The sequence below is a fragment of the Pseudogulbenkiania subflava DSM 22618 genome, assembly GCF_900177275.1.
GTDB classification, from domain to species: Bacteria; Pseudomonadota; Gammaproteobacteria; order Burkholderiales; family Chromobacteriaceae; genus Pseudogulbenkiania; species Pseudogulbenkiania subflava.
In genome coordinates this window covers 292,201-317,302 of sequence record NZ_FXAG01000002.1, presented here as the reverse complement: position 1 = coordinate 317,302, position 25,102 = coordinate 292,201, and the positions used below count along the sequence as shown (strand labels likewise).

Sequence of the window (25,102 nt, the reverse complement as noted above, 5' to 3'; positions counted from 1 at the left end):
GCGCCGCACCACGATGGCTCGCTGAACGCCCCGAATCCCATTCGCGGTGCCCCATGACGCTGTTCTGGTGCAGGCGCCACCCCGGTTCCCTCCGAATTCCCCCTTCGTCATGGCACATGGCTTGCTAAGTCCTGTTCAGGGCCATGCCATCTCTCCAGCTGGCCCGCCCGAAAAACATCAAGACAAGGGAGATTCCCATGCACGCCCTAACACTGCCCCATTCATCCCACTACGATGAAATGCTGCTCTCCAGCGGCGCCGTCCGTCCCCACTACCAGGGCTTTGCCGAGTGGCTGCAGGCCCAGACCCCGGAAGCACTGTCGCGCAAGCGCGAGGAGGCCAACCAGCGCTTTCACCGCGTCGGCATCACCTTCTCGGTGTACGGCGACGAGTCCGGCGCCGAGCGGCTGATTCCGTTCGACACCATCCCGCGCATCGTGCCCGCCGCCGAGTGGCGCGCGCTGGAGGCCGGCATGCGTCAGCGGGTGAAGGCGCTCAACGCCTTCCTGCACGACATCTACCACGACCACGCCATCGTCAAGGCCGGCATCATCCCGGCAGAGCAGGTGTTCACCAACGCCCAGTACCAGCCGGCGATGCAGGGCATCGATCTGCCCGACCAGATCTACGCCCACATCACCGGGGTCGACATCATCCGTCACGCCGACGGCCAGTACTACGTGCTGGAAGACAACCTGCGCGTGCCGTCCGGCGTGTCCTACATGCTGGAAAACCGCAAGATGATGATGCGGCTGTTCCCCGAGCTGTTCGCCCGCCACGCCGTGGGTGTGGTCGACCAATACCCGGCGCTGCTGCTGTCGACGCTGCGCCAGGCGAGCCGGATAGACAACCCCACCGTGGTGGTGCTCACCCCCGGCCACTACAACAGCGCCTACTTCGAGCACGCCTTCCTCGCGCAGCAGATGGGGGTGGAACTGGTGGAAGGACGCGACCTGTTCGTGCGCGACGACCATGTCTACATGCGCACCACCGCCGGCCACAAGCAGGTGGATGTGATCTACCGCCGCATCGACGACGCCTTCCTCGACCCGCTGGCGTTCCGCCCCGATTCGATGCTCGGCGTGCCCGGTCTGCTCTCGGCCTACCGTCAGGGCAACGTGATCCTGGCCAACGCCATCGGCACCGGCGTGGCCGACGACAAGTCGATCTACCCTTACGTGCCGGAGATGATCCGCTTCTACCTGGGCGAAGAGCCGCTGCTCAACAACGTGCCGACCTGGCAGTGCCGCAAGCCGGAAGACCTACAGTACGTGCTGGAACACCTCGACGAACTGGTGGTGAAGGAAGTGCACGGCGCCGGTGGCTACGGCATGTTGATCGGGCCGGTGGCGAGCGAGGAGGAAAAGCAGCTGTTCCGCGACAAGCTCGCAACCGACCCGGCCGGCTACATCGCCCAGCCGACGCTGTGCCTGTCGTCGTGCCCGACCTTCGTCGAGGCCGGCATCGCGCCGCGCCACCTCGACCTGCGGCCGTTCGTGCTGTCGAGCGGCAAGGACATCACCATGGTGCCCGGCGGCCTGACGCGGGTGGCGCTGAAAGCCGGCTCGCTGGTGGTCAACTCGTCGCAGGGCGGCGGCACCAAGGACACCTGGGTTTTGGAGGACTGAATCATGATGCTATCGCGTACTGCCGACCACCTGTTCTGGATGGGCCGCTACATGGAACGGGCGGAAAACCTCGCCCGCCTGCTCGAAGTCAGCCATGCCATCTCGCTGATGCCGCGTTCGCACAACGGCGGCGCCGAGATCAGCGCACCGCTGGCGCTGACCGGCAGGCTGGACGATTTCCAGAGCCGCCACGACCACACCGAGCCCGCCCAGGTACTGCACTACATGGCCTACGATCTCACCAACCCGGCGTCGATCCTGTCGGCGCTGCGCAGCGCGCGCGAAAACGCCCACGCGGTACGCGGCAAGATCAGCTCGGACATGTGGATGTCGCTCAACGCCAGCTGGCTGGAAGGCCGCAAGCTGGCGGAACAGGGCGAGGATTTCCAGTTGTTCTTCGACTGGGTCAAGGAGCGCGCCCACCTGTTCCGCGGCGCCGCCTACAGCACCATGCGCCGCAGCGATGCCTTCTATTTCCTGCGCCTGGGCACCTTCCTGGAGCGCGCCGACAACACCGCGCGCCTGCTCGACGTGAAGAGCCACCTGCTGCCCGACCAGCAGAGCGCCGACAGCACCGACTATTACACCTGGAGCACGCTGCTGCGCGGGCTGGGGGCGTTCGAGGCCTACCACGAGACCTACCGCGACACGCTCAACGGCAAGCGCGTGTTCGACCTGCTGCTGCTGCGCGAGGACATGCCGAGAAGCCTGAGGGCCTGCTTCGACGAGATCCGCCAGGCGCTGGCACAAATCCAGGGCGACAACGGCCGCCCGGCACGGCGCCTGGCCACCGAACTCAACGCCGCGCTGGAGTTCACGGCGATGGACGAGGTGTTCGACGAGGGGATGCACCCTTTCCTGCGCCGCATGCTGGGCGAGATCAACCGACTGGGCGAATCGATCCAGCGTGCCTACCTGGAGGCGGCGTGATGAAGCTCTCCATCCGCCACAGCACGCTGTACCAGTACGCAGAGCCGGCCTCGCGCAGCACCCAGTACCTGCGCCTCACCCCGCGCTCCAGCCGCCATCAGCAGGTGCTGAGCTGGCGCCTGACGCTGCCGGGGCCGGCCAGCCAGAGCGTCGACGCCTTCGGCAACATCACCCACCTGATGACGCTGGAAGCGCCGCACGACAGCATCGAGCTGGTGGCAGAAGGGGTAGTCGAAACCCACCCCGACGGCTGGGACGACGATGCCTGCCGCCTCGATCCGCGGGTGTTTCTTCGGCCAACCCCGCTCACCAGCGCCGACGCCGCGATCGATGACCTGGCGCGCCAGGCCGCCGGGCCCGGGGGCAAGGCCGCCACGCGCCTCACGGCGCTGGCCGAGGCGGTACTGGCTCGGATGCCCTACACCGCCGGGGTGACCGACGCCTCCACCACGGCCGCCGCCGCGCTGGCCTTGGGGGCCGGGGTGTGCCAGGACCACACCCAGGTGTTCATCGCCACCTGCCGCCGCCTCGGCTACCCGGCACGCTACGTCAGCGGCTATCTGCTGAGCGGGACGGTCGAGCACGCCGCCAGCCATGCCTGGGCCGAGGTCTACACCGACGGCGGCTGGCTGGCGTTCGACATCAGCAACCGGTGTACGCCGGGCGACCATCACCTTAAACTGGCGGTCGGTCTCGACTACCTCGACGCCTGCCCGGTGCGCGGCATGCGCCGCGGCGGCGCCGGCGAAACCATGCACGCCCACGCGGCGGTAGAACAACACAACCATTAACGCTTGCAACCGGGAAGTCCGACCGAGGGTCGCTTCCCGGTCTTCACGGATTTCCCGACCATGACGTACTGTGTGGCCATTCGGCTGGAGAGCGGCCTGATCTTCGCCTCCGATTCCCGCACCAACGCGGGCGTGGACAATATCGCCACGTTCCAGAAAATGTATACCTTCGAGATTGCCGGCCGGCTGCGGCTGGTGATGATGACCTCCGGCAACCTCGCCACCTCGCAGAGCGTGGCCAGCCTGCTCGATCTGAAAAGCCGCCAGGACGGGCCCGGCTCGCTGCGCCGCATCGGCTCGCTGTACGACGCGGCGGTACTGGTGGGGCAAACGCTGCGCGAGGTCATCGCCCGCGACGGCGGCGGCGACGGCCAGGTCGACCTGGGAGCCAGCTTCCTGCTCGGCGGGCAGCTGGCCGGCGAGCGGCCGCGCCTGTTCAACATCTACCCGCAGGGGAATTTCATCGAGGCGACGGCGGACACGCCCTGCTTCCAGATCGGCGAGACCAAGTACGGCAAGCCGATCCTCGATCGCGTGCTGAACTACCGCTCCTCGCTGGAGGAAGCCATCCGCTGCGCGCTGATCTCGCTCGACTCGACCATGCGCTCCAACCTGTCGGTGGCGCTGCCGATCCACCTGATGTGGCACCACAACGACGATTTCACGCCGCGCGCGCCGCTGCGCATCGGCGAGGACGACCGCTACTTCCGCGAGCTGCGCGCCGCCTGGGGACGCGGCATCAAGGAAACCTTCGCCGCGCTGCCGGCCACGCCGTGGAGCGAGGAGCTGGCATGAACACCCCGTTGTCGCTGACCACCCCGGCCCTGCTGTTCCCGGCCATCTCGCTGCTGCTGCTGGCCTACACCAACCGCTTTCTCGGCCTGGCCAGCATCATCCGTCACTTGTTCAACGACTACCAGGACAACCCCGAGGACAAGATCATCCAGCAGATCGGCAACCTGCGCAGCCGCATCAACCTGATCAAGTGGATGCAGTTTCTCGGCGTGGGCAGCCTGTTCCTGTGCGTGGTCACCATGCTGCAGATCTACGTGCAGATGGCGATCAGCGCGCAGTACACGTTCGGAGTCAGCCTGCTGCTGATGATGGCGTCGCTGGCGCTATCTCTGGTCGAGCTGAGGAAGTCGTCCGACGCATTGAATATCCTGCTGTCGGACCTGGAAGAGAAGCACGGCCGGGTCTGAGCCGAAGAGATGACGTAGGGTAAGCGCCCCCGGCCCGCATAGCGAATGATGGGCGCAAAAAAGCCGGAGCAGAACGCTCCGGCTTTTTGCTTCGGCCAACCTGACAGGTGCCACGCTACACCTTGTAGCGTTGCAATGTCTCGCCGACGCGTGCCGCCAGCTGGTCGAGCCGGCGTGCGTTGTCGGCGGTCTCGTTGGAGGTGGCGTGGTTCTGCTCCGCCATATCCGAGATGGTACGCACGTGATGGACGATGGCCTCGCTCGCCTCGCCCTGCACCTTGAGGATGCGGGTGATGTCGGCCACCGCGTCGGCCACGCGCTGCGCCTGCCCCTCGATCTCGGCGATATGCTGACCGGCACCGCTGGCAAGGGCGCGCCCTTCGCCCACCTGCTCCACCACCTGGCGCATCTCCTCGACCGCGCCGTTAGCGGCGTTCTGGATCGCCGTCACCATCACCCCGATATCGGAAGTGGACTTGGCGGTGCGTTCGGCCAGTTTGCGCACCTCGTCCGCCACCACGGCAAAGCCGCGGCCGGTTTCGCCGGCGCGCGCCGCCTCGATGGCCGCGTTCAGCGCCAGCAGATTGGTCTGGTCGGCAATGTCGCGGATCACCTGCACCACGCTGCTGATCTGGCGCGACTCCTGCCCCAGCTGCTCGATCACCTTCGAGGCCGCGGTGACGCTGTCGGCGATGCTGGCCATGCCGTCGGTGGTCTGGGCGATCACCTGGCAGCCCTGGCGCGACACCTCACCGGCCTCCAGCGACAGCTGCATCGCCGCGTCGGCGTGTTCGGCCACGCCGTGGATGTTGCCGGTCATCTCCTGCACCGATCCGGCAATCGCCCCGGTCGAGCTGTTCTGCTGCGCCGAGCTGGCCGCGAGCTGTTCCGACGCCGCCGACAGGCCGCTCACCGCGAGGCGGATGTCGGCCTGGCTCTGCTGGATCTCGCGGAACGACTCCTGCACCCGGCCGATCAGGTTATTGAGGGCACTGACCATCTGCCCGACCTCGTCCTTGTTCTTGACGTCGATACGCTGGGTGAAATCGTTGCTCTCGGCGATGGCGAGCACGGTGCGGCGTGCCCGGTTGAGCGGGCGCAATACCGCCGCCAGCACCGAGGTGCCGTTCACCAGCAACAACAGCAGCGCGAACACATTGACCGCGATCATCCAGTGCAGGCTCTGGCGCGAGCTGGCATTGGCCTGCTCCACGCTGGTCTGGGCCAGGCGGTCGTTGACCGCCACCATCTTGCGCAAGAGCTCGTCCATGCCCTCCACCACCGGCAGCTGCACCTGGGCGTTGGCGTAGAATTCGCGGAAGACGGCGTACTGCTCTTCCGGCGTCACGCCCTTGGCGAGCTTGTCGAGCAGCTCGTCCTGCGATTTGTCGGTACGCTGCCACTCCTGCAGCAGCGGACCGAACTGGTGCCACAGCTTGTTCTCTTCCTCGCTGCGCGGGAAGGCGGCGTAACGTTTGAGCGCGTCGTCGAACAACTGGCGCGCCTGCTGCTTGCCCTTGAAGGTGTCGGCAAACAGCTTGCGCGACTCCAGCGAATTGTCGGTGGCCCGCACCGACACCTGCAGATTGCGCAACAGGGTGCGGTTGAAGTTGGAGCGCGCATCCAAGAGCGCGATCACTGCCGGCATGCGCTGTTCGCCCACTTCGGCCATCGAGGCCCCGGAGGACAGCATGCCGCGGTAGCCGAAAACCGCGACCAGCGCCAAGCCCAGCAAGGCGGTCAGCAGCAGCACGATCAAGCGTGTTCTTATTGTCATCGAGTTCCTCCCCCCGGCGTATGGGACACCGTATTCGCTTACCTTGCCTCCCTTTTCGGCACGATGCCATCAGGGAAAACAGCAGCCGATAATCGAACCCGCGTCATTATCGGGCGAGCATGACACCCGGCTGAACGAAAAACAAGAGCAAGGAGTGCGCGAACGGTTCAGGCCATGCCGGAGCGTTGCGCCGGATGTCCACCGATCGGCAGTGAGCACCACGGCCATGGAAGCCTCCTCGTCCGACCACCCGGCACGGCGGCTGCCATGCCGGAAAAAACCGACGTCGGCGATCCGAACGAAAAGTTCCTGTTGCTTTTGTAAAAAAATGTAATGATAATGATTCGCATTAATATATTTGAGTAACGGACCCACCAACCTGAGTCGCCATAACCGTCTCGCCTCCTTCAAAACCTCGGTTCCTGCACTGCATCAACCGAGGCATCCAAACCCCAGGCAACACACCGTTTCCACCCGCCTCGGCAGGGAGGAGGGCCTGCTGTTGCCTGACGCGGTACGACGAGGAGGCCGCGACGTTCTGGGATGCTCGTGTTCGATCGTTCGGCCGGCCCCGCCGGCCCTGTTTACGGACCATAACCCAAAGCAAAATCATGAAGCAGAAGACGCTATCCACCCTCATTTCCCTGATCGGCACCTTCGGCGCTCTGCCGGCGCTGGCCGATACCGAATTGCCCACCGTGCGCGTGGAAGCCAGCCAGGACGCCGATCCGGCCACCAGCTACAGCCGCGCCAGTTCGACCAGTGCTACCAAGATCGCCGCCCCGCTCAAGGACGTGCCGCAGACCGTCAACGTGGTACCGGCGGCGGTGCTGAAGGACCAGAACGCCAGCTCGCTGCAGGACGCGCTGGCCAACGTGCCCGGCGTCAGCTTCAGCGTCGGCGACGCGCAGCGCGACCAGGTGAGCATCCGCGGCTTCTCGGCGATCAACGACCAGTACGTCGACGGCGTGCGCGACGACGCGCTGTACTACCGCGACCTGTCCAACGTCGAGCGCGTGGAAGTGCTGAAAGGTCCGTCCTCGGTGCTGTACGGGCGCGGCAGCTCGGGCGGCCTGATCAACCGCATTACCAAGAAGCCGCTGGCCGAGCCGGTGCACGAACTGGCGCTCAGCCTGGACGACCAGGGCAAGCAGCGCCTGTCGTTCGACGTCGGCGCCAGCAGCGACGACGACTTCGCCCGTTTCCGCCTGACCGGTGCGGTGGAGGATTCCGAGGGCTTCCGCAACCAGTCTTTCCTGAAACGCGAGGCGGTGGCGCCGTCGGTGCAGTTCAACTTCTCGCCCAACACCACGCTGCTGCTGCAGGCCGACTACCTGCAGGACAAGCGCCTGGCCGACCAGGGCGTGCCGGGTTACAAGGGCAAGCCGGTGGACGTGCCGATCGAGACCTACTACGGCTCGGCCAACGGCCGCGACCAGACCGCCAACGAGAGCGACGTCACCAGCTTCACCGGCACCTTCGACCACCGGTTCGATAGCGGCTTGAAGCTGCACAACGTGTTCCGCACCTACGACTTCTCGCTGGACCGCAACTACACCACGATCAACAAGGTCGACGAGGTCGCCAACACCGTCACCATCGACCGCACCAAGCGGCTGCGCGACGAGCATGGCTTCTACAACCAGTTTGAGCTGAGCCACGATCTCGACCTCGGCGTGACCAAGCACTCCCTGCTGTACGGCCTGGAAGTGGGCAAGCAGCACAAGACCGAGAAACTGTGGACACGCAAGAACGCCGCCACCTACGACCTGTTCGATCCCCAACTGATCGAGCTGCCGGCGATCAACACCAGCGCCGCACCCGGCAACGACAACGCCACCGACATCGACATCGCTGCGCTCTACCTGCAGGATCTGATGAGCCTGAGCGAGCACTGGAAAGCGCTGGCCGGCGTACGCTATGACCACCTGACGCAGACACGTGACGACAAGACCAGCAAGAACCAGGACCTGGCGCGTACCGACAACACCATCAGCCCACGCCTGGGCGTGGTGTACCAGCCGACCGAACGCGTGTCGCTGTATGCCTCGGCCAGCCAGTCGTTCCAGCCGATCGCCGATTCGTTCACCTTCAAGCAGAACAGCGACCAGTTGAAGCCGGAGGAGACCATCAACTACGAGGTCGGTAGCAAGATCGATCTGTTCGACAACCTCACCCTGACCACTTCGGTGTTCGAGATGACGCGCAGCAACATCCAGGCCGCCGACCCGAGCGACAGCAACAAGGCGCTGTCGGTGGGTGAGCAGCGCGTACGCGGGCTGGAACTGGCGGTGGCTGGCGCCATCACCCCGTTATGGGACGTGATCGCGGGCTACGCCTACCTCGACGGCGAGATCACCCAGTCTACCGAGAAGACCAAGATCGGCACGCCGTTCCAGGGCAACCAGCCGGCGCTGACGCCACGCCATTCGGCCAACCTGTTCCTCAAGCGCAAGCTGCCGGGTGGCTTCAACGTCAACGCCGGCCTGCGCTACGAGGGCGAGCGCTACGCCTCGCCGGACAGCCTGGTCAAGCTGCCGGGCTATACCCGCTTCGACCTCGGCACCGGCTACAGCGGCAAGTCGCTGGAGGTGAACTTCACGCTGAAGAACGTGTTCGACAAGAAGTACTACATCTCCGCCCACAGCGGTGCCAACGACTACAACATGCCGGGCGCCCCGCGCACGGCCGAAGTCACGGCTCGCTGGAAGTTCTGATCCAGGCAGCGCTGCGGATGGTGAGTCATGAGCCAGTGAAGCCCCTTGCTGGGCCAGGGCGGACTGCGGGCGAATCTCTCGCGCAAATCGGCGATTGGCACGCAGCGATTCACTCTCTAATGAGGGACCGGGACTAGATGGACAGGCGGAGGAATGTCCATCACGCCCCGCTTCCGAAGCGGGACTAGAGCGGCGGGGTGTCGATGAAGGCGGGCAATTGCTCGGCCTGCTGGGCAAACGCCTGCAGTAGCGGGAAATCGGCCGCCTTGACCACGTCCGGCAGCATCAGTTGGGTAAAGCGCCACGCCACCGCGACGCTGACGCCCGCCTGGTCGATCCCCTCCGCACTGGCAGCCAACGGCGCGCGCTCGAATTCGCGCTCCAGTTCGCCGTAGGCCGCCAGCACCTGGCCCTCGACGCGCTCCAGCCAGGGCTGGTGCTGCTTCTCGGCCGGCCTCAACTGGCGCTCGTAGACGATCTGCACGCTTTTCTCACACGCCGCCAGCGCCAGCCCGATCAGGCGCAAGGCACGCTGGCGCCCGGCAGGCGCGACCGGCATCAGGCTCTTGGCCGGGGCGAGGCAGGTTTCGACGTAGTCGAGAATCAGCGTCGAATCCATCAGCACCGTGCCGTCGTCGCAGACCAGGGTCGGGGCCTTCACCACCGGGTTGATCCGGTGAAACTGCTCGAAGGTGCGGAACACCGAGACCGCCTGGTGCTCGAACCCGACCCCCATGAGCCGCAGCGAGACGGCCACCCGGCGCACATAGGGCGAATCCAGCATGCCGATCAATTGCATCGTGTTTTCTCCTGTCAGAAGCAGACTTTGCCCAGCAGCATCGTCCCCTGCGCGGCACGGTCCTCTGCGCCGTGAGCCCGCACGGCAGAGGACGGCGAGAACTCCAGCTGGCCCCGCCCCTCTGCCAGGATTGTCCCGGCCGGAACGGTGTCCCGTTCTCCCGGAGCGAGACAGACGTCCAGTCCATCCACCGTCAGCCAATGGTAGCCAGACACCGCGCGGACCTCGACTGCGGACGGCAATTCGATCGCCAAGAGTTCGTGATTGGCCAATTCGACACGTAGATGATGTTGCATGATCGCTCTCCTGTTGACGTTCTGGGTTCACTATAAGCGCCAGAAGAGGCAGAAAAAATCGATATTTATTTGTCTTTCATGTTAGTTTTACTTACATGAGCACACTTCCTCCCCTGCCCGCGCTGCGCAGTTTCGAAGCCGTGTCCCGCCTCGGCAGCATCACCCTGGCGGCGGACGAACTGCATGTCACCCACTCCGCCATCAGCCAGCAGATCAAGCAGCTGGAGGAGTGGCTGGGGGTGGCGCTGTTCACGCGCGAGGGGCGCGGCCTCAAGCTGAGCGAGGACGGTCGGCTCTACGCTCTGCAGATTCGCATCGGGCTGGGGGAAATCACCGAGGCCACACGGCTGGTGCGCGCCCGGCCGCGCGTGGACGAGGTGGTGGTGGCGGTACTGCCCTCATTCGGGCTGCACTGGCTGCTGCCGCGCCTGCCCCGCTTCTACGCCCGCCACCCGCGTTACCGCGTCAGCCTGCGCGCCAGCCTCGACATCCAGGACCTGCGCCAGGGGCTGGTGGACATCGGCGTGCGCATGGGCCAGGGCGGCTGGGAAGGGCTGGCGCAGAAAAGGCTGTTCGACGACGAGCTGGTGGCGGTGGCCTCCCCCGCCTTCAACGGCGGCCGCCTGCCACAAACGGCGCAGGAGGTCGTCTCCGGTCCCATCGTCCGCACCGTGGAATCGTGGCTACCCTGGTGCAATGCCGCCGGGGTGGCCGAACCGGGCAACCACGCGCTGTGGATCAACGACTCCAACCTGGTGCTGGAGGCGGTACGCCTCGGTATGGGGGTCGCGCTGGAGCGGCGCAGCCTGGTGCATGGCGCCCTGCAGCGCGGGGACTTGGTGCAGTTGACCGATATCCGCGTGCCCTACCCTTACCCGCACTGGCTGGTATGGCCGCAACGCGAGAGCTCGCACACCAAGCAACAGGATTTCAGCACCTGGATCGAAGAGGAAATCGCCAGCTATCTGACGGAGCTGCCGCCCTCGGCGTGAAGCTGTGGCCCGGTCCCGCGGAGGGTTAGCCGTGCCAGCGTCCCCAAGCCAGCACCAGCCCCCACGCCGCCACGGCCCAGCACAGGGCCGCCACGAACAGGGCCCAGCCCAGGCGCAGGCGGTCGGCCAGCAGGTACACGGCCGCCAGATAGACGAAGTAGGGAATCAGCGACCACATGCCGAACACGATGGTGGTCTTGAGCTCGGCCACCGAGCGCTCGGTGCCGACCAGGTAATGCGCGATCAGGGCAAAGGTGGGAAACAGCGGCACCAGCCCGGCAATGAAGTAGTGCTTGCTCTTCGACAGCACCGCGATCAGCAGCACCGCCGCCGAGCCCAGCAGGGCTTTGAGAAACAGGGCCATCGGCCACTCCACGAAGAAAACCCGTGATGGTGGCCCAGGGCGCGCCATCCGGCAAGCGCCGGCCCGCGGCCTACGCACCGTCTTCGGCCAACCTGTGCGCGTCAGCGCACGTCGGCACCGCGTTCGGCAAGCAAGAGGCGCAGCACCGAGCGGTGGCAATGCGCCTCCTCGGCGCAGTAGCAGCCGACGGAAAAGCTGCTGTGGTGCGACAGCGCCGCCAGGAGATCGAGCGTGCGGCTGTTCTCCGGCGTCGCCATCTCGGCACGGTACTGCTTGATGAAGGCCGCCCAGTCGCGGTCCGTCTTGGCCTGCTGCGCCAGCTTCACCGTTTCTGCGCTGGGCGCCAGGTTCGGGTACCACACGTCGTACCAGTTCTGCGTGGCGAACTCGCTCTTCGGCACGCCGCGCGGCGGGCGCCGCACCGTGCCGATGCGCAACCCTTCGTCCTGCTGCCGCTCGCTACCCAATCTGACGATATACACCGGCATCGTATCCTCCCTCCCCGATCAAGCGCCCCGCCCTCAGCCTGGCCGCGGCGCGAACAGGATGATCGCCATCCCGGCCAGGGTCACCGCGCTGCCCGCCACGTCCCACAGCGAGGGGCGGATGCCGTCCACCGCCCACAGCCAGCCCAGCGCCACCGCCACGTAGACCCCGCCGTAGGCGGCGTAAACCCGTCCCGCCGCCTGAGGATGCAGGGTCAAGAGCCAGGCGAATGCCATCAGGCTCAGCGCTGCCGGCAGCAGGTACCAGGCCGGCGCCGACTTTTTCAGCCAGAGATACGGCAGATAGCAGCCGATGATTTCGGCCAGCGCCGTGGCGATGTACAAGGCGAGGGTTTTGGCGATCACAACCATGCGAATCCCGATCAATGGTAATCCGGCAGCATAGGCGCGGGCCCACCCGTGGTGCAAGCTGCGCCAGCGCTCACAGCGCCCTGCCGTCGAAGTGCTTGACCGTGAGCGAGTCCAGATCGACATCGTCGAGGCAGCGCACGTTGACCGCCGCCATCGCGTTCCCGGCCGGGTCGCGTCCCTCGCCAAATGGGTGCATGCCGCAGGTCGGACAGAAATGGTGCTGGATGACGTGCTTGTTGAAGGTGTAGGTGCTCATGTCCGCCTCTGGCGTCAGCAGGCGCAGTTGCTGGCGCGGCACGAACCATAACAATGCCCCCTTGCGACGGCAGATAGAACAGTTGCAATCCATGACCTGGCTGAGATCGCCTTCCACGTCGAAGGCGATCCGCCCACAATGACAGCTTCCATGGTAAATCATGATGTGACTCCTTCCATGTCCAACTCTTCAGGCTCTTGGCCGCGACACGCGGCATCATCAGGAACGGTTTCTGTCAGCGCCAAGACCATGATGCTGACAAGCTCGTCGTTGACCACCTCGCGGGCGATCTCCTGCCAACCGAAGCGCTCGTATAAAGCCTGCTGATCCGGCGTGTAGAGGTACAGGGCCGGGAGGTCCAAGGCCCGGCTTTGCGTGATGCAGGCCAGTACCAGCGCCGAACCGATGCCCCGCCCACGCAACGCACGCGGAATGAAGACCTCGCCCATCCAATGCGCCTTGTCTGGATGAGAGGGCAGTTCGAACAGCTTCACGCTTGCCGTGCCGAGCAGTTCACCCGAATCGGCCAGCGCCACCAGCGTGAACGGCGCATGTCCCGTGCTCGCCTGCCCGGCGAAACGGCGCTCGATCTCGTCCCGAGACGCCCACGGCGCCAGATCACCCCACTCGGCGTGGAGCAACGCCGCGATCTCGGCGATCAGTTGCCGGTGATCGGCCAGCGGTTCAATACGCATCGCCCCCTCCCCCGTGATGAGCTCTGATTCCCCTTACTCATCCTGCGGACCGATCGCCATGAACGGATTCCATGCCACTTCCCAGAGATGGCCATCCGGATCGGCGAAGTAGCCGCTATAGCCTCCCCAGAAGGCATCTTGTGCCGGCTTCACCAAGCGCGCGCCGGCATTCACCGCCTGCTCCAGCACCTGATCGACCTCTTCCCGCGTCGACACGTTGTGGGCCAGGGCACAGCCGCGAAAACCGCTGCCCTCGGCCGACACAGTGGCGTCTTCGGCCAACGCCGACCATGGATACAGGGCCAGCCAGGTGCCTTGCAGTGCAAAGAAGGCGACGCCGGCGGACTCCATCGGATAGCGCGGCAGGCCCAGCCCCTCTTCGTAAAACCGGGTGGCACGGTCGAGATCGCTGACACCCAGCGTAATCATACTGATTCGCGGTTTCATGGTTTTCTCCCTGGCTTGACGATGGTTGGCGGCCGCATGCTCCGCGAGCGCGCCAGCTTACAGCTCCCCGTACACCGGCTCGCAACGTACCTCGGTTTTGACCGAGTTGGCGATGAAACACTCCTCATGCGCTTCGTGGTGCATCGCGTCGAGTTCCTGACGAGTAGGGACACGCTCCCCGGAGAACGTCACCTCCGGCCGCAACGTGACGACGGTCATCGCCATCTTGCCGGCCACGTTCTTCTCCATCACACCGACGGCGGCGTCGAAATAGCGGTCGACACAGAACTTGCGCTTGGCAGCGATCGACAGGAACCACAGCATGTGGCAGCTGGAGAGCGACGACACGAAGGCCTCTTCCGGGTCGACGGCGGAGGCGTCGGACATCGGGACGGGAACGACGTGGGGAGACGACGAACCGGGTACTTCCACGCCGCCATCGAAGCGCAAAACATGGCGGCGGCTGTAACGGTTGCCGAGGAAATCCTGCTCGCCGCGCTGCCAAAGCACTTCGGCGGTGTACTGGGCCATTCTCTGCTCCTGGGAAATGAACGATCGGCAGCTGGCAACAGCGGCTCAGCGGCCAGCCAATTGGCATGCCAGTTTAGCGCCGACTCACCCCCTCTGGCCCGTCAAAGCGGCACGTGCCCACAGGCGATGTCATCGGCCCACTTCACGGAGAAGGCAACGGATGAAATGCGGGGTTGCACACCCTCCGCTGGCGGGGGACGTTTCCAATCAAGCCATCCCGTCGTAGGCGCGCTGCAAGGCGGCGATATCGAGCTTTTTCATCCGCAGCAGGGCGGTCATGACGCGCTCGGATTTGGCATAATCGGCATCGCTCAGCATCTTGGGCAGCGCCGTCGGCACCACCTGCCAGGACACGCCGTATTTGTCCTTGAGCCAGCCGCATTGCTGCGCCGCCTCATCCCCGCCGGCGGACAGCTTCTCCCAGTAGTAGTCCACCTCTTCCTGCGTCTCGCAGTTGACCTGGAACGACACGGCCTCGTTGAAGGTAAACACTGGCCCGCCGTTGAGGGCGGTGAAGGCCTGCCCGTCCAGCTCGAACTCCACGGTCAGCACCGAGCCCGCCGGCCGGCCGTGAATCTCATGCCCCGCCTCGCCGTAACGGATGATGCCGACGATCCGGGAATTCTTGAAGATAGCGATATAGAACCCCGCCGCCGGTTCGGCCTGACCGTCGAACCACAGACAGGGGGTGATCCTTTGAATGCTCTGCATGATGCGTCTCCTTTTCGGCCCTCATCATGGGCGAGTTGCCATGACTACCAGCTTAGACGCCTCTGGCACTTGAGGCTGTGACGCCATGCACGATGCTTCGGCCGCCCCTTATGATTCATACGGCTTACGACCCAGGGAAAGATTGGTCGCGTTCGAGATCGGCGACCGACATTGGGCTGCCGTCGATCAAGGACGAGATGACCGCACTTCCATAGCAGCCTTGGCACTCATATCTCTTCATTGAACAAGAGCTTCCAAGCAGCCTTATAGGCAACGATCTCCCTCACCGGCACCGGCAAGCTGTCTAGAACAGCTCGCTGCATGCCAACCTTGCGCGAGAACTCTTGCATGATGAACGGATTGAGATCGAGTGCAGTCATGAAACGCCAAGGATGATCGGCAATCAATTTCGCCCATTCCGGCTTGAGTTTGCCGGTCGTGCGATCCCAATATTTTCCGGGATATTCCTTGCTCCCTGGGTAGATATGGTCTGGCGGACCCGAGAACAAATCAAAGTAGAGATTGGGATATTGTTCAATCAGCTTACGTACATAGTCAGGCCCATAAACGGTATTTCTGGCCTGATAGCGCATTTGCGCAAGATGGCACCAGATGACCTTGGCTTTGGGGTACTGCGCAAGCATCTTCTCCAGCTGCGGCAAATACTGGTCTTCTATTTCTTGATGGATCTGGAACGAGATGCCGCTTTCTTCCGAGAACTGGAACAACTGATGCCCAGCGGGGCTATCGATGGGCAGATACTCATCGCGCTCCATGTTGCCGCGCTGGATCTGATCAGGTGAAGGATAGTGGCGGAACTCATATTCACCCATCATCGGATAACCATCACTGATGATGCGTTCTTTGGAAACCTTGGCAAAACCTGTTGGGTTTCTTTTCCAGTCTGGCGGCAATCCACCATCGCCGGCGGGAATGTAGCGCCAAGGGTCTGCCGCCACCGCATATCTGGCAGCGTCGCTCCAGCCTCGCCCCCTGGCTATGCCCGAAAACGCGATCAGCGCCACGCCTTCTTGATCCATGCGGTGCGCAAAGGCCTGGAGGTCAAGCTCCTCACCCAAGTTTGATTCAATGTCGATGATCGGCATGACACCTGCTGAGCGCATAACCACAATACGCTGCCCCCAATTGCGCTTGAGTATGTCCAGATCAAACGGTACAGCGGCTTTGGCCACATCCGTCATGCGTGAAACGCTTGGCATCGGGCTGAAATCATCCGCGACAGCCAACCACGTGGGAAATAGGCCGGATAAAAGCAATAAGGTACGAATCAGGTTCATTGTTAACGCCCTATCTCGTGTGAACTCAAATCCTTTTTAATCGAAGCGGAGTTTCGTACAGCTCTTGCGGGAAAAACCTTCAAGCTCGGTTTGCGGGTAATCTCTTGACCACTGGGTCAGCCGCTCACGGGTGAGCATAACTCAACGAGAGTGCCCTCCAGCGAGCGAACACAGGCGACAACCTGACCCCACGGTTTCTGCGCGGGAGGGCGCTGTCAACCCGCCCAAGGGCGGCTTCGATCACAAAAGCGAAGCTTGATGCCGAGGGTCGCCATGAGTGGTTCATAAAAAGCCAGCGCACGGTCGAAGTCACTCACGCCGATAAAGATGTGGGAGAACATGAAGTACCCCTTTGTATGAATATCAAACGTTTGACAGGAGCGGCGGCCGACGGACACAGCCCGTTGAACTCCATATAAAGGAGTTAGGCAGCACAGTGCGTCTACTGCTACCTGCCTGTTTCAACATAACGAGTAAAATTATTCAAAATGGTCTGCCACCCATCACGCTGCTGTTCGATGGAATGCATTGGCTCACTATCAAAAGTCACACGTACCATAACGCCTTTCGGACTATCAGCGAATTCAACCCGCGCAGTGCGATCGCCAAAGGAATATTCGATCAGTTTGTGTGCTACCACAGCGGTATAGGTTCCGGCGAAATCGAATCCCATGCTGCCATCCTTGGCTTCCATTCGTGACGAGAAGGTGCCGCCGACGCGCAAATCCACCGTGGCCGCGGTGGTGTGCCAATCATCAGATGCAGCATTCCACTGCTTAATGTCCTCGGGAGTTGTATATGCACTCCAAACTTTCTCGATGGGGGCCGCGACGGTGGTTTCAACGGTGATTTTCATAACGAGCGTCCTTCTGTTTGGGGACAATTAGGTTTGGCACCCGCCTCTTCGATAGCGCATCGACCATGGTCCAAGGTAGAGGTGGCGAACGTTGGGCTTCATTGCATGAAGCCCAACCTACCGCGCTGTTGGTTGTAGCAATGCTTTGAACCCTGCATCACTGTAGACTGTGAATAGAAAGCCTTGCAAAGCTGGAACCAATGCCCGACTTACATCTCCGCATGCATTAACCGCAGTCATCGATATCGGATAGGTATATTCGTATTTGATTGTAACCGGCTCTTTACCTTCGACCTCGAATTTTGCCTCTATTATCCACTTACCCGTCCCGAACGAGTTGAAATCCATCGAGACCAAGTGACCGGTTACAGAAACGGTAGCGTCCTCACTATAGAGCCCTGCTTCGAGCAGTTCAGCCCGCATTGCCTCCGCAAGAAAAATCTCATGAGCCATCTTATCAGGAAGATAAACAGGAAAACTGAGCCGACAGAAAAGTGTCGTCTTGCCGGGGGATGCTGCTCCGAACCCTGCGATTCGTATCTGTGGGATACTCTGTTTCAGTTCTTTCAATAAAACTACATTCTGACTAGACGTGCTGTACCAGTTTGTAGAATAGGTCCTAAACCCAGGTACATAAACCCCATGGCTCCCAACACCGTGTGGGTAAACAATCATGTCGCCTGAGGCGTAGGCGGCAAATGGCAGTAAGTGTAAGAGAAGGATCAAGTACTTTCGCATATGTATACCTCCAGATGCTACGCTACGAAGCTGCTTGAATTTGCCACGTCTAACATTTGAGCTCACCGACGAGCTGGTAGGCTCGTCCGGTGCAGCGAATTGTTATGCGAATACTCTCTACCCTTGAGCCGCGCCTTGTTTTTTGGGGAGTTGGGGGTTCATAAAGTCCCAAGTCGCGGCGCTTGCCACATAGAAGTCTAACTTTGGCACGTAGTGCGATGCTTCGTTTAACGTACCTGCCTTTACACCCAGCATACCGGGAAGATTGCTGAATTTTGCGAACAATTGAGAGCCACAATTCGGGCAGAAGCCTCTTTTGTGCATATTTCCGTTGTCGGCCGTTGACTCAAAATATTTTGCCTCGCCGGAAACAACAACATTTTTTTCGGGGAAAAGCATCGCAGGAATAAAAGCACTACCCGAAGTTCTTTGGCAGTCTTTGCAGTGACAGTTTCCAGTAAATAATGGTTCGACATCGACTGAATAGTGGATTTCGCCACAAAGACACTGCCCTGTGTATTTTGAATTCATATTTAACTCCGTGCTGATTGGTAATGCGCATAGCTTTCTATTAGACGTCCCATAAAGACGTATTTTTTTCGTCACCATCTAGAATGCATGGCAATAATCATGCTGGATAGCATGCCACAGAACAATATATGACGAAAGAGTACGAAATAAATTTCGGGGAAATACGTCATGCCCCCTCCTCCCTGGCTTCTCAGACAGGTATGCAACTTCCTCCAACTCAAGCCCCCCACCTGCACACTAGGAGCCCACAAAGCAAAAACCCCCGCCTGCATCGCAGGCGGGGGTGTTGTTTTGTCCTTCGGCCCACGTAGGCCGAAGCGATTCAGCTAGCGTTCAAGAACGCTCCGCCATCAGGCAGTAGCGACCGGGATCTTGCCGATCTTGACGCGCCATTCGGCCGGGCCGGTGTTGTGCACCGAGGTGCCGTTGGAATCGACCGCTACGGTCACCGGCATGTCCTTCACTTCGAACTCGTAGATGGCTTCCATGCCGAGGTCTTCGAAGCCAACCACCTTGGAGGCCTTGATCGCCTTGGAGACGAGGTAGGCGGAGCCACCGACGGCCATCAGGTACACGGCCTTGTTGTCCTTGATCGCTTCGATCGCGGCCGGGCCGCGTTCGGCCTTGCCGATCATGCCCAGGAGGCCGGTCTGTTCCAGCATCTGGCGGGTGAACTTGTCCATGCGGGTGGCGGTGGTCGGACCGGCCGGGCCGACGACTTCGTCACGCACCGGATCGACCGGGCCGACGTAGTAGATGAAGCGGTTGGTGAAGTCCACCGGCAGCTTCTCGCCCTTGTTCAGCATGTCGACCATGCGCTTGTGCGCGGCGTCGCGGCCGGTGAGGATCTTGCCGTTGAGCAGCAGCACGTCGCCCGGCTGCCAGCTCGCCACTTCTTCCTTGGTGATCTTGTCGAGGTCGACACGCTTGCCGTTGCTGGTGTCGTAGGTGATTTCCGGCCAGTCTTCCAGCTTCGGCGTTTCCAGGTGGGCCGGGCCGCTGCCGTCCAGATGGAAGTGGATGTGACGGGTGGCGGCGCAGTTCGGGATCATGGCAACCGGCAGCGAAGCCGCGTGGGTCGGGTAGTCCAGAATCTTGACGTCAAGCACGGTGGTGAGACCGCCCAGGCCCTGGGCGCCGATGCCCAGCGCGTTGACCTTCTCGAAGATTTCCAGGCGCAGCGCTTCGACCTTGGTCAGTTCCGCGCCGCTGTCGGCCTTGGCCTTCAGCTCGTGGATGTCGACGTGGTCCATCAGCGATTCTTTCGCCAGCAGCATGGCCTTTTCCGGGGTGCCGCCGATGCCGATGCCAAGGATGCCCGGCGGACACCAGCCGGCGCCCATGGTCGGCACGGTCTTGATGACCCAGTCGACGATGGAGTCGGACGGGTTGAGCGCGTAGAACTTGGATTTGTTCTCGGAGCCGCCGCCCTTGGCGGCACAGATCACTTCGACGCCGTCGCCTTCGACGATCTCGAAGTGCACCACGGCCGGGGTGTTGTCCTTGGAGTTCTTGCGCAGGCCGGCCGGGTCGAGCAGCACCGAGGCGCGCAGCTTGTTGTCCGGGTTGTTGTAGGCGCGGCGCACGCCTTCGTTGACCATCTCCTGCACGCTCAGGGTGCTGTCCCACTGCACCTTCATGCCCACTTTCAGGAACACTACAGCGATACCGGTATCCTGGCAGATCGGCCGGCGGCCTTCGGCGCACATGCGGCTGTTGATCAGGATCTGCGCCATGGCGTCCTTGGCGGCCGGGCTTTCTTCGTGCTGGTACGCTTTGTACAGCGCGTCGATGTAGTCTTTCGGGTGGTAGCAGCTGATGTACTGGAAGGCATCCGCGATGCTTTGGATGAAGTCTTCCTGACGGATGATGGTCATGAGGCTGTCTCGCAAAAACGGGTGATGACGAGTGGCCAGCGGGCTGGCCGCGGGAGCCGCTAAGCGCACGGCCCGCCAGGCAACCGGCAGGCAGTGGGCTTAGCGGCCCAGCCGGTGATTGTAACACCGTTCCGGCGCCGGCTTCCGCCTTGTCGCCCCAAGGACCGGCTGCTAGGCTTCATGAAGCACCTGTTCACGATCTTGCTGGACGTCCCTGGGCGTGATCCCGCAGACCGGGGAGCGCCAGCCGGCGCTCATCGACGATGGGTTTCGCTACGTTCCCCCATCCTACGCTCTACCTCGATCCACGATCCGCTCTCGACATCTCGTGAAGCAGGTTCGGAAAATGCTTCTCGTGTAGGAGAGACTGTCATGTCCGTCCGTATGGAACGCGATACCTTCGGCGAGATCGCCGTCCCGGCCAAGCGGCTGTGGGGTGCCCAGACCCAGCGTTCGCTGGAAAACTTCCGTATCTCGAGCGAGAAAATGCCACCCGAGCTGATCGAGGCGCTGGCCCAGGTGAAGCGTGCCGCGGCCGGGGTCAACGCCGAGCTCGGCCTGCTGGCACCCGAGCTGGCGGGGGCGATCGAGGCCGCCGCCGGCGAAGTGATCGCCGGACAGCATCCGGACGAGTTTCCGCTGGCGGTGTGGCAGACTGGCTCGGGCACGCAATCCAACATGAACATGAACGAGGTGCTGGCCAACCGCGCCAGCGAGCTGATGGGCGGCGAGCGCGGCGAGACGCGCCTGGTGCATCCGAACGACCACGTCAACCGCGGCCAGTCGTCCAACGACGTGTTCCCCACCGCGATGCACGTGGCGGCGGTGGCGGCGCTCGAACAACGCCTGCTGCCGGCGCTGGATACGCTGGCCACGGCCCTCACCGCCAAGGCGCTGGCGTTCGCCGGCATCGTCAAGATCGGCCGCACCCACCTGCAGGATGCCACGCCGCTGACGCTGGGGCAGGAGTTCTCCGGCTACGTGGCGCAGCTGGCGCACTGCCGGCGCCATCTCGAAGACGCGCTGCCGCACCTGTGCGAGCTGGCGCTGGGCGGCACCGCGGTCGGCACCGGGCTCAACGCGCATCCGGAATTCGCCGTGCGCGTGGCGCAAAGGTTGGCCGAAGACACCGGCCTGTCCTTCGTCTCCGCCCCCAACAAGTTCGAGGCGCTGGCGACGCACGACGCGCTGGTGCATGGCCACGGCGCGCTGAAGACGCTGGCGGCGGCACTGATGAAGATCGCCAACGACGTGCGCTGGCTGGCCAGCGGGCCGCGTTGCGGCATCGGCGAGATCACCATCCCGGAGAACGAACCCGGCAGCTCGATCATGCCGGGCAAGGTCAACCCGACGCAGAGCGAAGCGCTGACCATGGCCTGCGCCCAGGTGCTGGGCAACGACGTCGCGGTCAACATCGGCGGCGCCAGCGGCAACTTCGAACTCAACGTGTTCAAGCCGCTGATCATCCACAACTTCCTGCAGAGCGTGCGCCTGCTGGCCGACGGCATGACCAGCTTCAACGAGCACTGCGCGGCCGGCATCGAACCGAACCGCGCCCGCATCGACGAGCTGCTGGAAAAATCGCTGATGCTGGTGACGGCGCTCAATCCGCATATCGGCTACGACAAGGCGGCGGCCATCGCCAAGAAGGCGCACAAGGAGGGGCTGACACTGCGCGAGGCAGCACTGGCGAGCGGCTTCGTCACGGCGGAGCAGTTCGATGCCTGGGTGAAGCCACAGGACATGGTGGGCTGAGCGCAGCCCGGCCGACGCTTAGAGCCTGTTTACGATCTCGCGAGCTAGAGCGAGACAAGGCAAAAACGGCTGAGGAAGCGGAGTTTACACGGGGTAAATGAGCATTCCGAAGTCGTTTTTAACGCCGTATCGCCGAAGCGCAGCAGATCGCAAACAGGTTCTTACGCCGGTACCCCCAGGATCACGCTCGACGCCTTGAAGATCGCCGTGGCGGTGTTGCCCACGGCGAGGTCGAGCGCCTGGCGGCTGTCGTTGGTGACGATGGCGGCCACGGCGATGCCGCCGGGCAGATCGATCACCACTTCGGTGTTCACCGCTCCGGGCACGATGCGCGCGATGGTGCCGCTGAGACGATTGCGTGCGGAGAAACGGGCGCCTGCCTCGTCGGTCACCACGATGACCGACGACGACTTCACCAGCGCAAACGCCTCGGCCCCCGGACGCAAGCCCAGCCCTTCGGTGCTTTCATGGGTGACCGTGGCCACGATCGTCTGCCCGCCCGTGACTTCCAGCTCGATTTCGTCGTTGACGGCGCCGTGTTTCACCACCGTAACTTTGCCGAGGAACTGATTGCGCGCACTGGTATTCATCCCCATCCTCCTGATCAGGACATAATCGTCGGCGAGGCTGTCGGCCTGCCGCCCCAACTGCTCGATGAAACGGCGGTGCTCGCGCTCGATGATGCGGAAATTCTCCACCAGTTGCTCACCGCGCGGCGTCAGGCGCGTGCCGCCGCCGCCCTTGCCGCCCACCAACCGCTCCACCAACGGCTCGCCGGCCAGATTGTTCATGGCGTCGATGGCGTCCCAGGCCGCCTTGTAGCTCATCTTGATGGCCTTGGCGGCCCGGGTGATGGAGCCGCATTCGGCGATCTTGGCCAGCAATTCGATACGACCGGCGCCGCCGAAATTTTCGCCACCCACCGTCATCCACACCGAACCGCACAAGGCGATGCTGTTGTCTTTGGTATCCATGGCTTGCTAGCGCCCTCGCCTGTCTGAATCGGAAAAGCCACGTTGCTGACCCGGACCCGCCGCGTCTCCCGGCGTCGCCGTGGCAGCACGCGCGGCCGCCAGCTCGGCGAACAGAAAGGGCTTCCAGCTGCGGCGGGCGGGGTTGCGTCGCGACAGCGACGGGAAATAGCGCTCCAGAAGCCGGGACACCGCCTCCCGCCCGCTCAGCCCCAGGTCTTCCGACAACGGCCGCTCGCCAAAGCAGGCCGCCGCCACGGCGTGCGCCAGCCACTCGGCCTCCGCCTCCGGCACATCGGGCGCGCGGTGCGCCCCCAGCAAGGCGACCAGCTCGGCAAAGCCGGCGGGCGTCGCGGCGCGGACGCTGGCGTAATCCGGTTCCGGCATCGGCTCGAGACGGTCCAGCTCGGGAAAGCGCTGCGCCAGCATCGCCAGCAGCGCCGGCTGCGGCAGACCGAGGGTCCAGGCGAACAGCGGCAAGTCGCCGTCCTGGGCATGGCGCAGCACCCCAGCGATCGCCCGGTCCAACAACGCCGACTCGTCGCGGGGGACCGGCGGCACCGTGGCCGTGGAGGGAGAAAGAGCACTCATATCGCAAGCCTTTCAGGTGTCGAGGTGGGTGGGTAGGTCATGGGACCGCGCAGCCGGCGCGTCCGCCGGTGCCGGGTAGGGCACGCGGGTCAACACGCTTAGGCCGGCAGCACGCCCGGCTGCGGGCTGGCCTCGGGCGGAGCGATCATGCCGTCGTGCAGCGCCAGCACCTGCTCGCCGAACACCGCCACGTCCTCCGGGTCGTGCGTGATGAGCACCATCGGCACCTGCAGGCGGCGCTGCAATTCGTCCAGCTCCTCCCGCATCCGCTGACGCAGCAGGGGGTCGAGCGCGGCAAACGGTTCATCCAGCAGCAGCGCCCGGGGTTCGGCCACCAGCGCCCGCGCCAGCGCGGTGCGCTGCCGCTGCCCACCGGACAACTCGCCAGGCATCTGGTGGGCGAGGTGGCTCAGATGCAGCGCCTCCAGCCAATAATCGACCGCCTCGCTCTTCTCGGCGGCGCGCGGGTTGAACCAGCCGCGTTTCAGGCCGAAGCCGATGTTCTGGCGCACGCTCAAGTGCGGAAACAGCGCGTAGTCCTGGAACAGGTAGCCCACCTTGCGCGCCTGCGGCGCGAGGTCGATGCCGGCGCCGGCGTCGAACAGGGTCTCGCCGTCGAGGCGGATATGGCCGTGGTCGGGCCGCATCAGACCGGCTATCGCCTTCAGCGTCAGGCTCTTGCCCGAACCGGACGGCCCGAAGATGACGATGCGCTGGCTCACCGACTGAAAACGGACCTGCAACTGGAAGGTGCGCTTGCCGGAATGCAGGGTCTTGCGGATATCGATATCGAGCTGCATGCGCCGCTCTCCTACTGGTTGGCGATGCGGCCGGGGGCCAGGCGTCCCGCCGCCAGCAGCACCACCATGCACACCACCGAGGTGATCAGCACCAGGGTATTGGCCACGTCGTCCTGCCCGGCCTGCACCGCCTCGTACACGGCGATCGACAGGGTTTGCGTCTTGCCCGGGATGCTGCCCGCCACCATCAGCGTCGCGCCGAATTCGCCCAGGGCTCGGGCGAAGGCGAGCAGCAGCCCGGCGAGGATGCCGCGCCAAGCCAGCGGCAAGGTGACGCGAAAGAAGATCGCGGCCTCCGAGACGCCCAGCACCCGCGCCGCCTGCTCGAGCTGGCCGTCGACCGCCTCGAACGCCGCCCGGGCCGGCTTGAACACCAGCGGAAAGGCCACGATGGAGGCGGCGATCACCGCGCCCTGCCAGGTGAAAATCAGATTGATGCCGAAGCTGTCGTGCAGCCAGGCGCCCAGCCAGCCGCGCCGTCCCACCAGCACCAGCAGGTAGAAGCCCAGCACCGTGGGCGGCATCACCATCGGCAGGGTCAGCACGGTGTCGAGCAGGTCGCGCCCGACGAAACGCACCCGCGCCAGCAGGAAGCCGACACCCACGCCGAGCAGCAGATTGAGCAGCGTAGCGCAGCCGGCCACCTTCAATGACAGCGCCAGCGCCGTCCATGCCGATTCCATGTGTCCTCG

Annotated in this window: 29 protein-coding genes; 8 read left to right on the top strand and 21 right to left on the bottom strand. The window is 63.5% G+C overall.

Features of this window, described 5'->3' with window-relative positions:
• Window positions 1–197 precede the first annotated feature (197 nt).
• The 5 genes from B9N72_RS03100 to B9N72_RS03080 are packed head-to-tail and all read left to right on the top strand — an operon-like array spanning window position 198 to window position 4,551.
• The gene (locus B9N72_RS03100) at window positions 198–1,628 is read left to right on the top strand and encodes a circularly permuted type 2 ATP-grasp protein (protein WP_085274975.1); all 1,431 of its coding nucleotides are present in this window, start codon (window positions 198–200) and stop codon (window positions 1,626–1,628) included.
• A 3-nt stretch (window positions 1,629–1,631) separates the two neighbouring features.
• Window positions 1,632–2,558 (top strand): alpha-E domain-containing protein, encoded by a 927-nt coding sequence (locus B9N72_RS03095; protein ID WP_085274974.1) that lies wholly within the window; start codon window positions 1,632–1,634, stop codon window positions 2,556–2,558.
• A complete protein-coding gene (locus B9N72_RS03090) occupies window positions 2,558–3,349 on the top strand; it encodes a transglutaminase family protein (protein WP_085274973.1) in 792 nt (263 codons plus the stop codon). The genes B9N72_RS03095 and B9N72_RS03090 overlap by 1 nt, the downstream gene beginning before the upstream one ends.
• Window positions 3,350–3,409: 60 nt before the next feature.
• Complete coding sequence (locus B9N72_RS03085) at window positions 3,410–4,144, top strand: proteasome-type protease (protein WP_085274972.1); 735 nt, start codon at window positions 3,410–3,412, stop codon at window positions 4,142–4,144.
• Window positions 4,141–4,551 (top strand): DUF2721 domain-containing protein, encoded by a 411-nt coding sequence (locus B9N72_RS03080; RefSeq protein ID WP_085274971.1) that lies wholly within the window; start codon window positions 4,141–4,143, stop codon window positions 4,549–4,551. The genes B9N72_RS03085 and B9N72_RS03080 overlap by 4 nt, the downstream gene beginning before the upstream one ends.
• A 115-nt stretch (window positions 4,552–4,666) precedes the next feature.
• Here the strand turns inward: B9N72_RS03080 and B9N72_RS03075 are convergent, their stop codons facing one another.
• Window positions 4,667–6,328, bottom strand: a complete 1,662-nt coding sequence (locus B9N72_RS03075) for a methyl-accepting chemotaxis protein (protein WP_085274970.1) — start codon at window positions 6,326–6,328, stop codon at window positions 4,667–4,669.
• Between the two features lie 611 nt (window positions 6,329–6,939).
• Between B9N72_RS03075 and B9N72_RS03070 the strand changes: the two genes are divergently transcribed.
• Window positions 6,940–9,045, top strand: a complete 2,106-nt coding sequence (locus tag B9N72_RS03070) for a TonB-dependent receptor (RefSeq protein WP_085274969.1) — start codon at window positions 6,940–6,942, stop codon at window positions 9,043–9,045.
• Window positions 9,046–9,229: 184 nt separating this feature from the next.
• Here the strand turns inward: B9N72_RS03070 and B9N72_RS03065 are convergent, their stop codons facing one another.
• Both B9N72_RS03065 and B9N72_RS03060 read right to left on the bottom strand, forming a co-directional pair.
• On the bottom strand, window positions 9,230–9,844 hold the full coding sequence (locus B9N72_RS03065; protein ID WP_085274968.1) for a glutathione S-transferase: 615 nt from the start codon (window positions 9,842–9,844) through the stop codon (window positions 9,230–9,232).
• A 14-nt stretch (window positions 9,845–9,858) separates the two neighbouring features.
• Entirely contained in the window at window positions 9,859–10,140 is a 282-nt protein-coding gene (locus tag B9N72_RS03060) for a hypothetical protein (RefSeq protein ID WP_085274967.1), read from the bottom strand.
• A 95-nt stretch (window positions 10,141–10,235) separates the two neighbouring features.
• Here B9N72_RS03060 and B9N72_RS03055 point away from each other — a divergent pair, with 95 nt between their 5' ends.
• Complete coding sequence (locus tag B9N72_RS03055) at window positions 10,236–11,132, top strand: LysR substrate-binding domain-containing protein (protein WP_085274966.1); 897 nt, start codon at window positions 10,236–10,238, stop codon at window positions 11,130–11,132.
• A 25-nt stretch (window positions 11,133–11,157) separates the two neighbouring features.
• Here the strand turns inward: B9N72_RS03055 and B9N72_RS03050 are convergent, their stop codons facing one another.
• From B9N72_RS03050 to B9N72_RS02980, 14 genes are all read right to left on the bottom strand, one after another.
• The gene (locus B9N72_RS03050; RefSeq protein WP_085274965.1) at window positions 11,158–11,496 is read right to left on the bottom strand and encodes a GlpM family protein; all 339 of its coding nucleotides are present in this window, start codon (window positions 11,494–11,496) and stop codon (window positions 11,158–11,160) included.
• Window positions 11,497–11,597: 101 nt separating this feature from the next.
• Window positions 11,598–11,984, bottom strand: a complete 387-nt coding sequence (locus tag B9N72_RS03045) for a DUF488 domain-containing protein (RefSeq protein ID WP_085274964.1) — start codon at window positions 11,982–11,984, stop codon at window positions 11,598–11,600.
• Window positions 11,985–12,017: 33 nt separating this feature from the next.
• On the bottom strand, window positions 12,018–12,353 hold the full coding sequence (locus B9N72_RS03040; protein ID WP_085275001.1) for a YnfA family protein: 336 nt from the start codon (window positions 12,351–12,353) through the stop codon (window positions 12,018–12,020).
• Window positions 12,354–12,423: 70 nt separating this feature from the next.
• Window positions 12,424–12,771 carry a GFA family protein gene (locus B9N72_RS03035; protein WP_085274963.1) on the bottom strand — a complete coding sequence of 116 codons (348 nt, stop codon included), beginning with the start codon at window positions 12,769–12,771 and terminating at the stop codon, window positions 12,424–12,426.
• A complete protein-coding gene (locus B9N72_RS03030; protein WP_085274962.1) occupies window positions 12,768–13,304 on the bottom strand; it encodes a GNAT family N-acetyltransferase in 537 nt (178 codons plus the stop codon). The genes B9N72_RS03035 and B9N72_RS03030 overlap by 4 nt, the downstream gene beginning before the upstream one ends.
• 33 nt (window positions 13,305–13,337) lie before the next feature.
• Complete coding sequence (locus tag B9N72_RS03025) at window positions 13,338–13,751, bottom strand: VOC family protein (RefSeq protein ID WP_085274961.1); 414 nt, start codon at window positions 13,749–13,751, stop codon at window positions 13,338–13,340.
• Between the two features lie 57 nt (window positions 13,752–13,808).
• Window positions 13,809–14,282 carry an OsmC family protein gene (locus B9N72_RS03020; RefSeq protein WP_085274960.1) on the bottom strand — a complete coding sequence of 158 codons (474 nt, stop codon included), beginning with the start codon at window positions 14,280–14,282 and terminating at the stop codon, window positions 13,809–13,811.
• A gap of 207 nt (window positions 14,283–14,489) precedes the next feature.
• Window positions 14,490–14,993, bottom strand: coding sequence for a VOC family protein (locus B9N72_RS03015; protein WP_085274959.1), 504 nt, complete (start codon window positions 14,991–14,993; stop codon window positions 14,490–14,492).
• 227 nt (window positions 14,994–15,220) lie between these two features.
• Window positions 15,221–16,291: an amidohydrolase family protein gene (locus tag B9N72_RS03010; protein ID WP_085274958.1), complete on the bottom strand. Its 1,071-nt coding sequence runs from the start codon at window positions 16,289–16,291 to the stop codon at window positions 15,221–15,223.
• A 215-nt stretch (window positions 16,292–16,506) separates the two neighbouring features.
• The gene (locus tag B9N72_RS21560; protein ID WP_268808231.1) at window positions 16,507–16,632 is read right to left on the bottom strand and encodes a VOC family protein; all 126 of its coding nucleotides are present in this window, start codon (window positions 16,630–16,632) and stop codon (window positions 16,507–16,509) included.
• 107 nt (window positions 16,633–16,739) lie between these two features.
• Window positions 16,740–17,147 carry an SRPBCC family protein gene (locus B9N72_RS02995; protein ID WP_085274957.1) on the bottom strand — a complete coding sequence of 136 codons (408 nt, stop codon included), beginning with the start codon at window positions 17,145–17,147 and terminating at the stop codon, window positions 16,740–16,742.
• A gap of 117 nt (window positions 17,148–17,264) precedes the next feature.
• Window positions 17,265–17,717, bottom strand: coding sequence for a hypothetical protein (locus tag B9N72_RS02990; protein WP_143477729.1), 453 nt, complete (start codon window positions 17,715–17,717; stop codon window positions 17,265–17,267).
• A gap of 285 nt (window positions 17,718–18,002) precedes the next feature.
• On the bottom strand, window positions 18,003–18,416 hold the full coding sequence (locus tag B9N72_RS02985; RefSeq protein WP_085274955.1) for a GFA family protein: 414 nt from the start codon (window positions 18,414–18,416) through the stop codon (window positions 18,003–18,005).
• A 350-nt stretch (window positions 18,417–18,766) separates the two neighbouring features.
• On the bottom strand, window positions 18,767–20,293 hold the full coding sequence (locus B9N72_RS02980) for a fumarate hydratase (protein ID WP_085274954.1): 1,527 nt from the start codon (window positions 20,291–20,293) through the stop codon (window positions 18,767–18,769).
• Window positions 20,294–20,665: 372 nt separating this feature from the next.
• On the opposite strand from B9N72_RS02980, the gene fumC reads away from it, so the two are divergent.
• Window positions 20,666–22,048, top strand: coding sequence for a class II fumarate hydratase (gene fumC / locus B9N72_RS02975; RefSeq protein ID WP_085274953.1), 1,383 nt, complete (start codon window positions 20,666–20,668; stop codon window positions 22,046–22,048).
• A gap of 161 nt (window positions 22,049–22,209) precedes the next feature.
• On the opposite strand, the gene B9N72_RS02970 is transcribed toward fumC, so the two are convergent.
• The 4 genes from B9N72_RS02970 to modB all read right to left on the bottom strand — a co-directional run bounded on the left by B9N72_RS02970 (window position 22,210) and on the right by modB (window position 25,093).
• Entirely contained in the window at window positions 22,210–23,022 is an 813-nt protein-coding gene (locus B9N72_RS02970; RefSeq protein ID WP_085274952.1) for a TOBE domain-containing protein, read from the bottom strand.
• A gap of 6 nt (window positions 23,023–23,028) precedes the next feature.
• Complete coding sequence (locus B9N72_RS02965) at window positions 23,029–23,610, bottom strand: nitrogen fixation protein NifQ (protein ID WP_085274951.1); 582 nt, start codon at window positions 23,608–23,610, stop codon at window positions 23,029–23,031.
• Window positions 23,611–23,708: 98 nt separating this feature from the next.
• Window positions 23,709–24,410 carry an ABC transporter ATP-binding protein gene (locus B9N72_RS02960; protein WP_085274950.1) on the bottom strand — a complete coding sequence of 234 codons (702 nt, stop codon included), beginning with the start codon at window positions 24,408–24,410 and terminating at the stop codon, window positions 23,709–23,711.
• Between the two features lie 11 nt (window positions 24,411–24,421).
• The gene (modB, locus tag B9N72_RS02955; protein ID WP_085274949.1) at window positions 24,422–25,093 is read right to left on the bottom strand and encodes a molybdate ABC transporter permease subunit; all 672 of its coding nucleotides are present in this window, start codon (window positions 25,091–25,093) and stop codon (window positions 24,422–24,424) included.
• Between the last annotated feature and the right edge of the window lie 9 nt (window positions 25,094–25,102).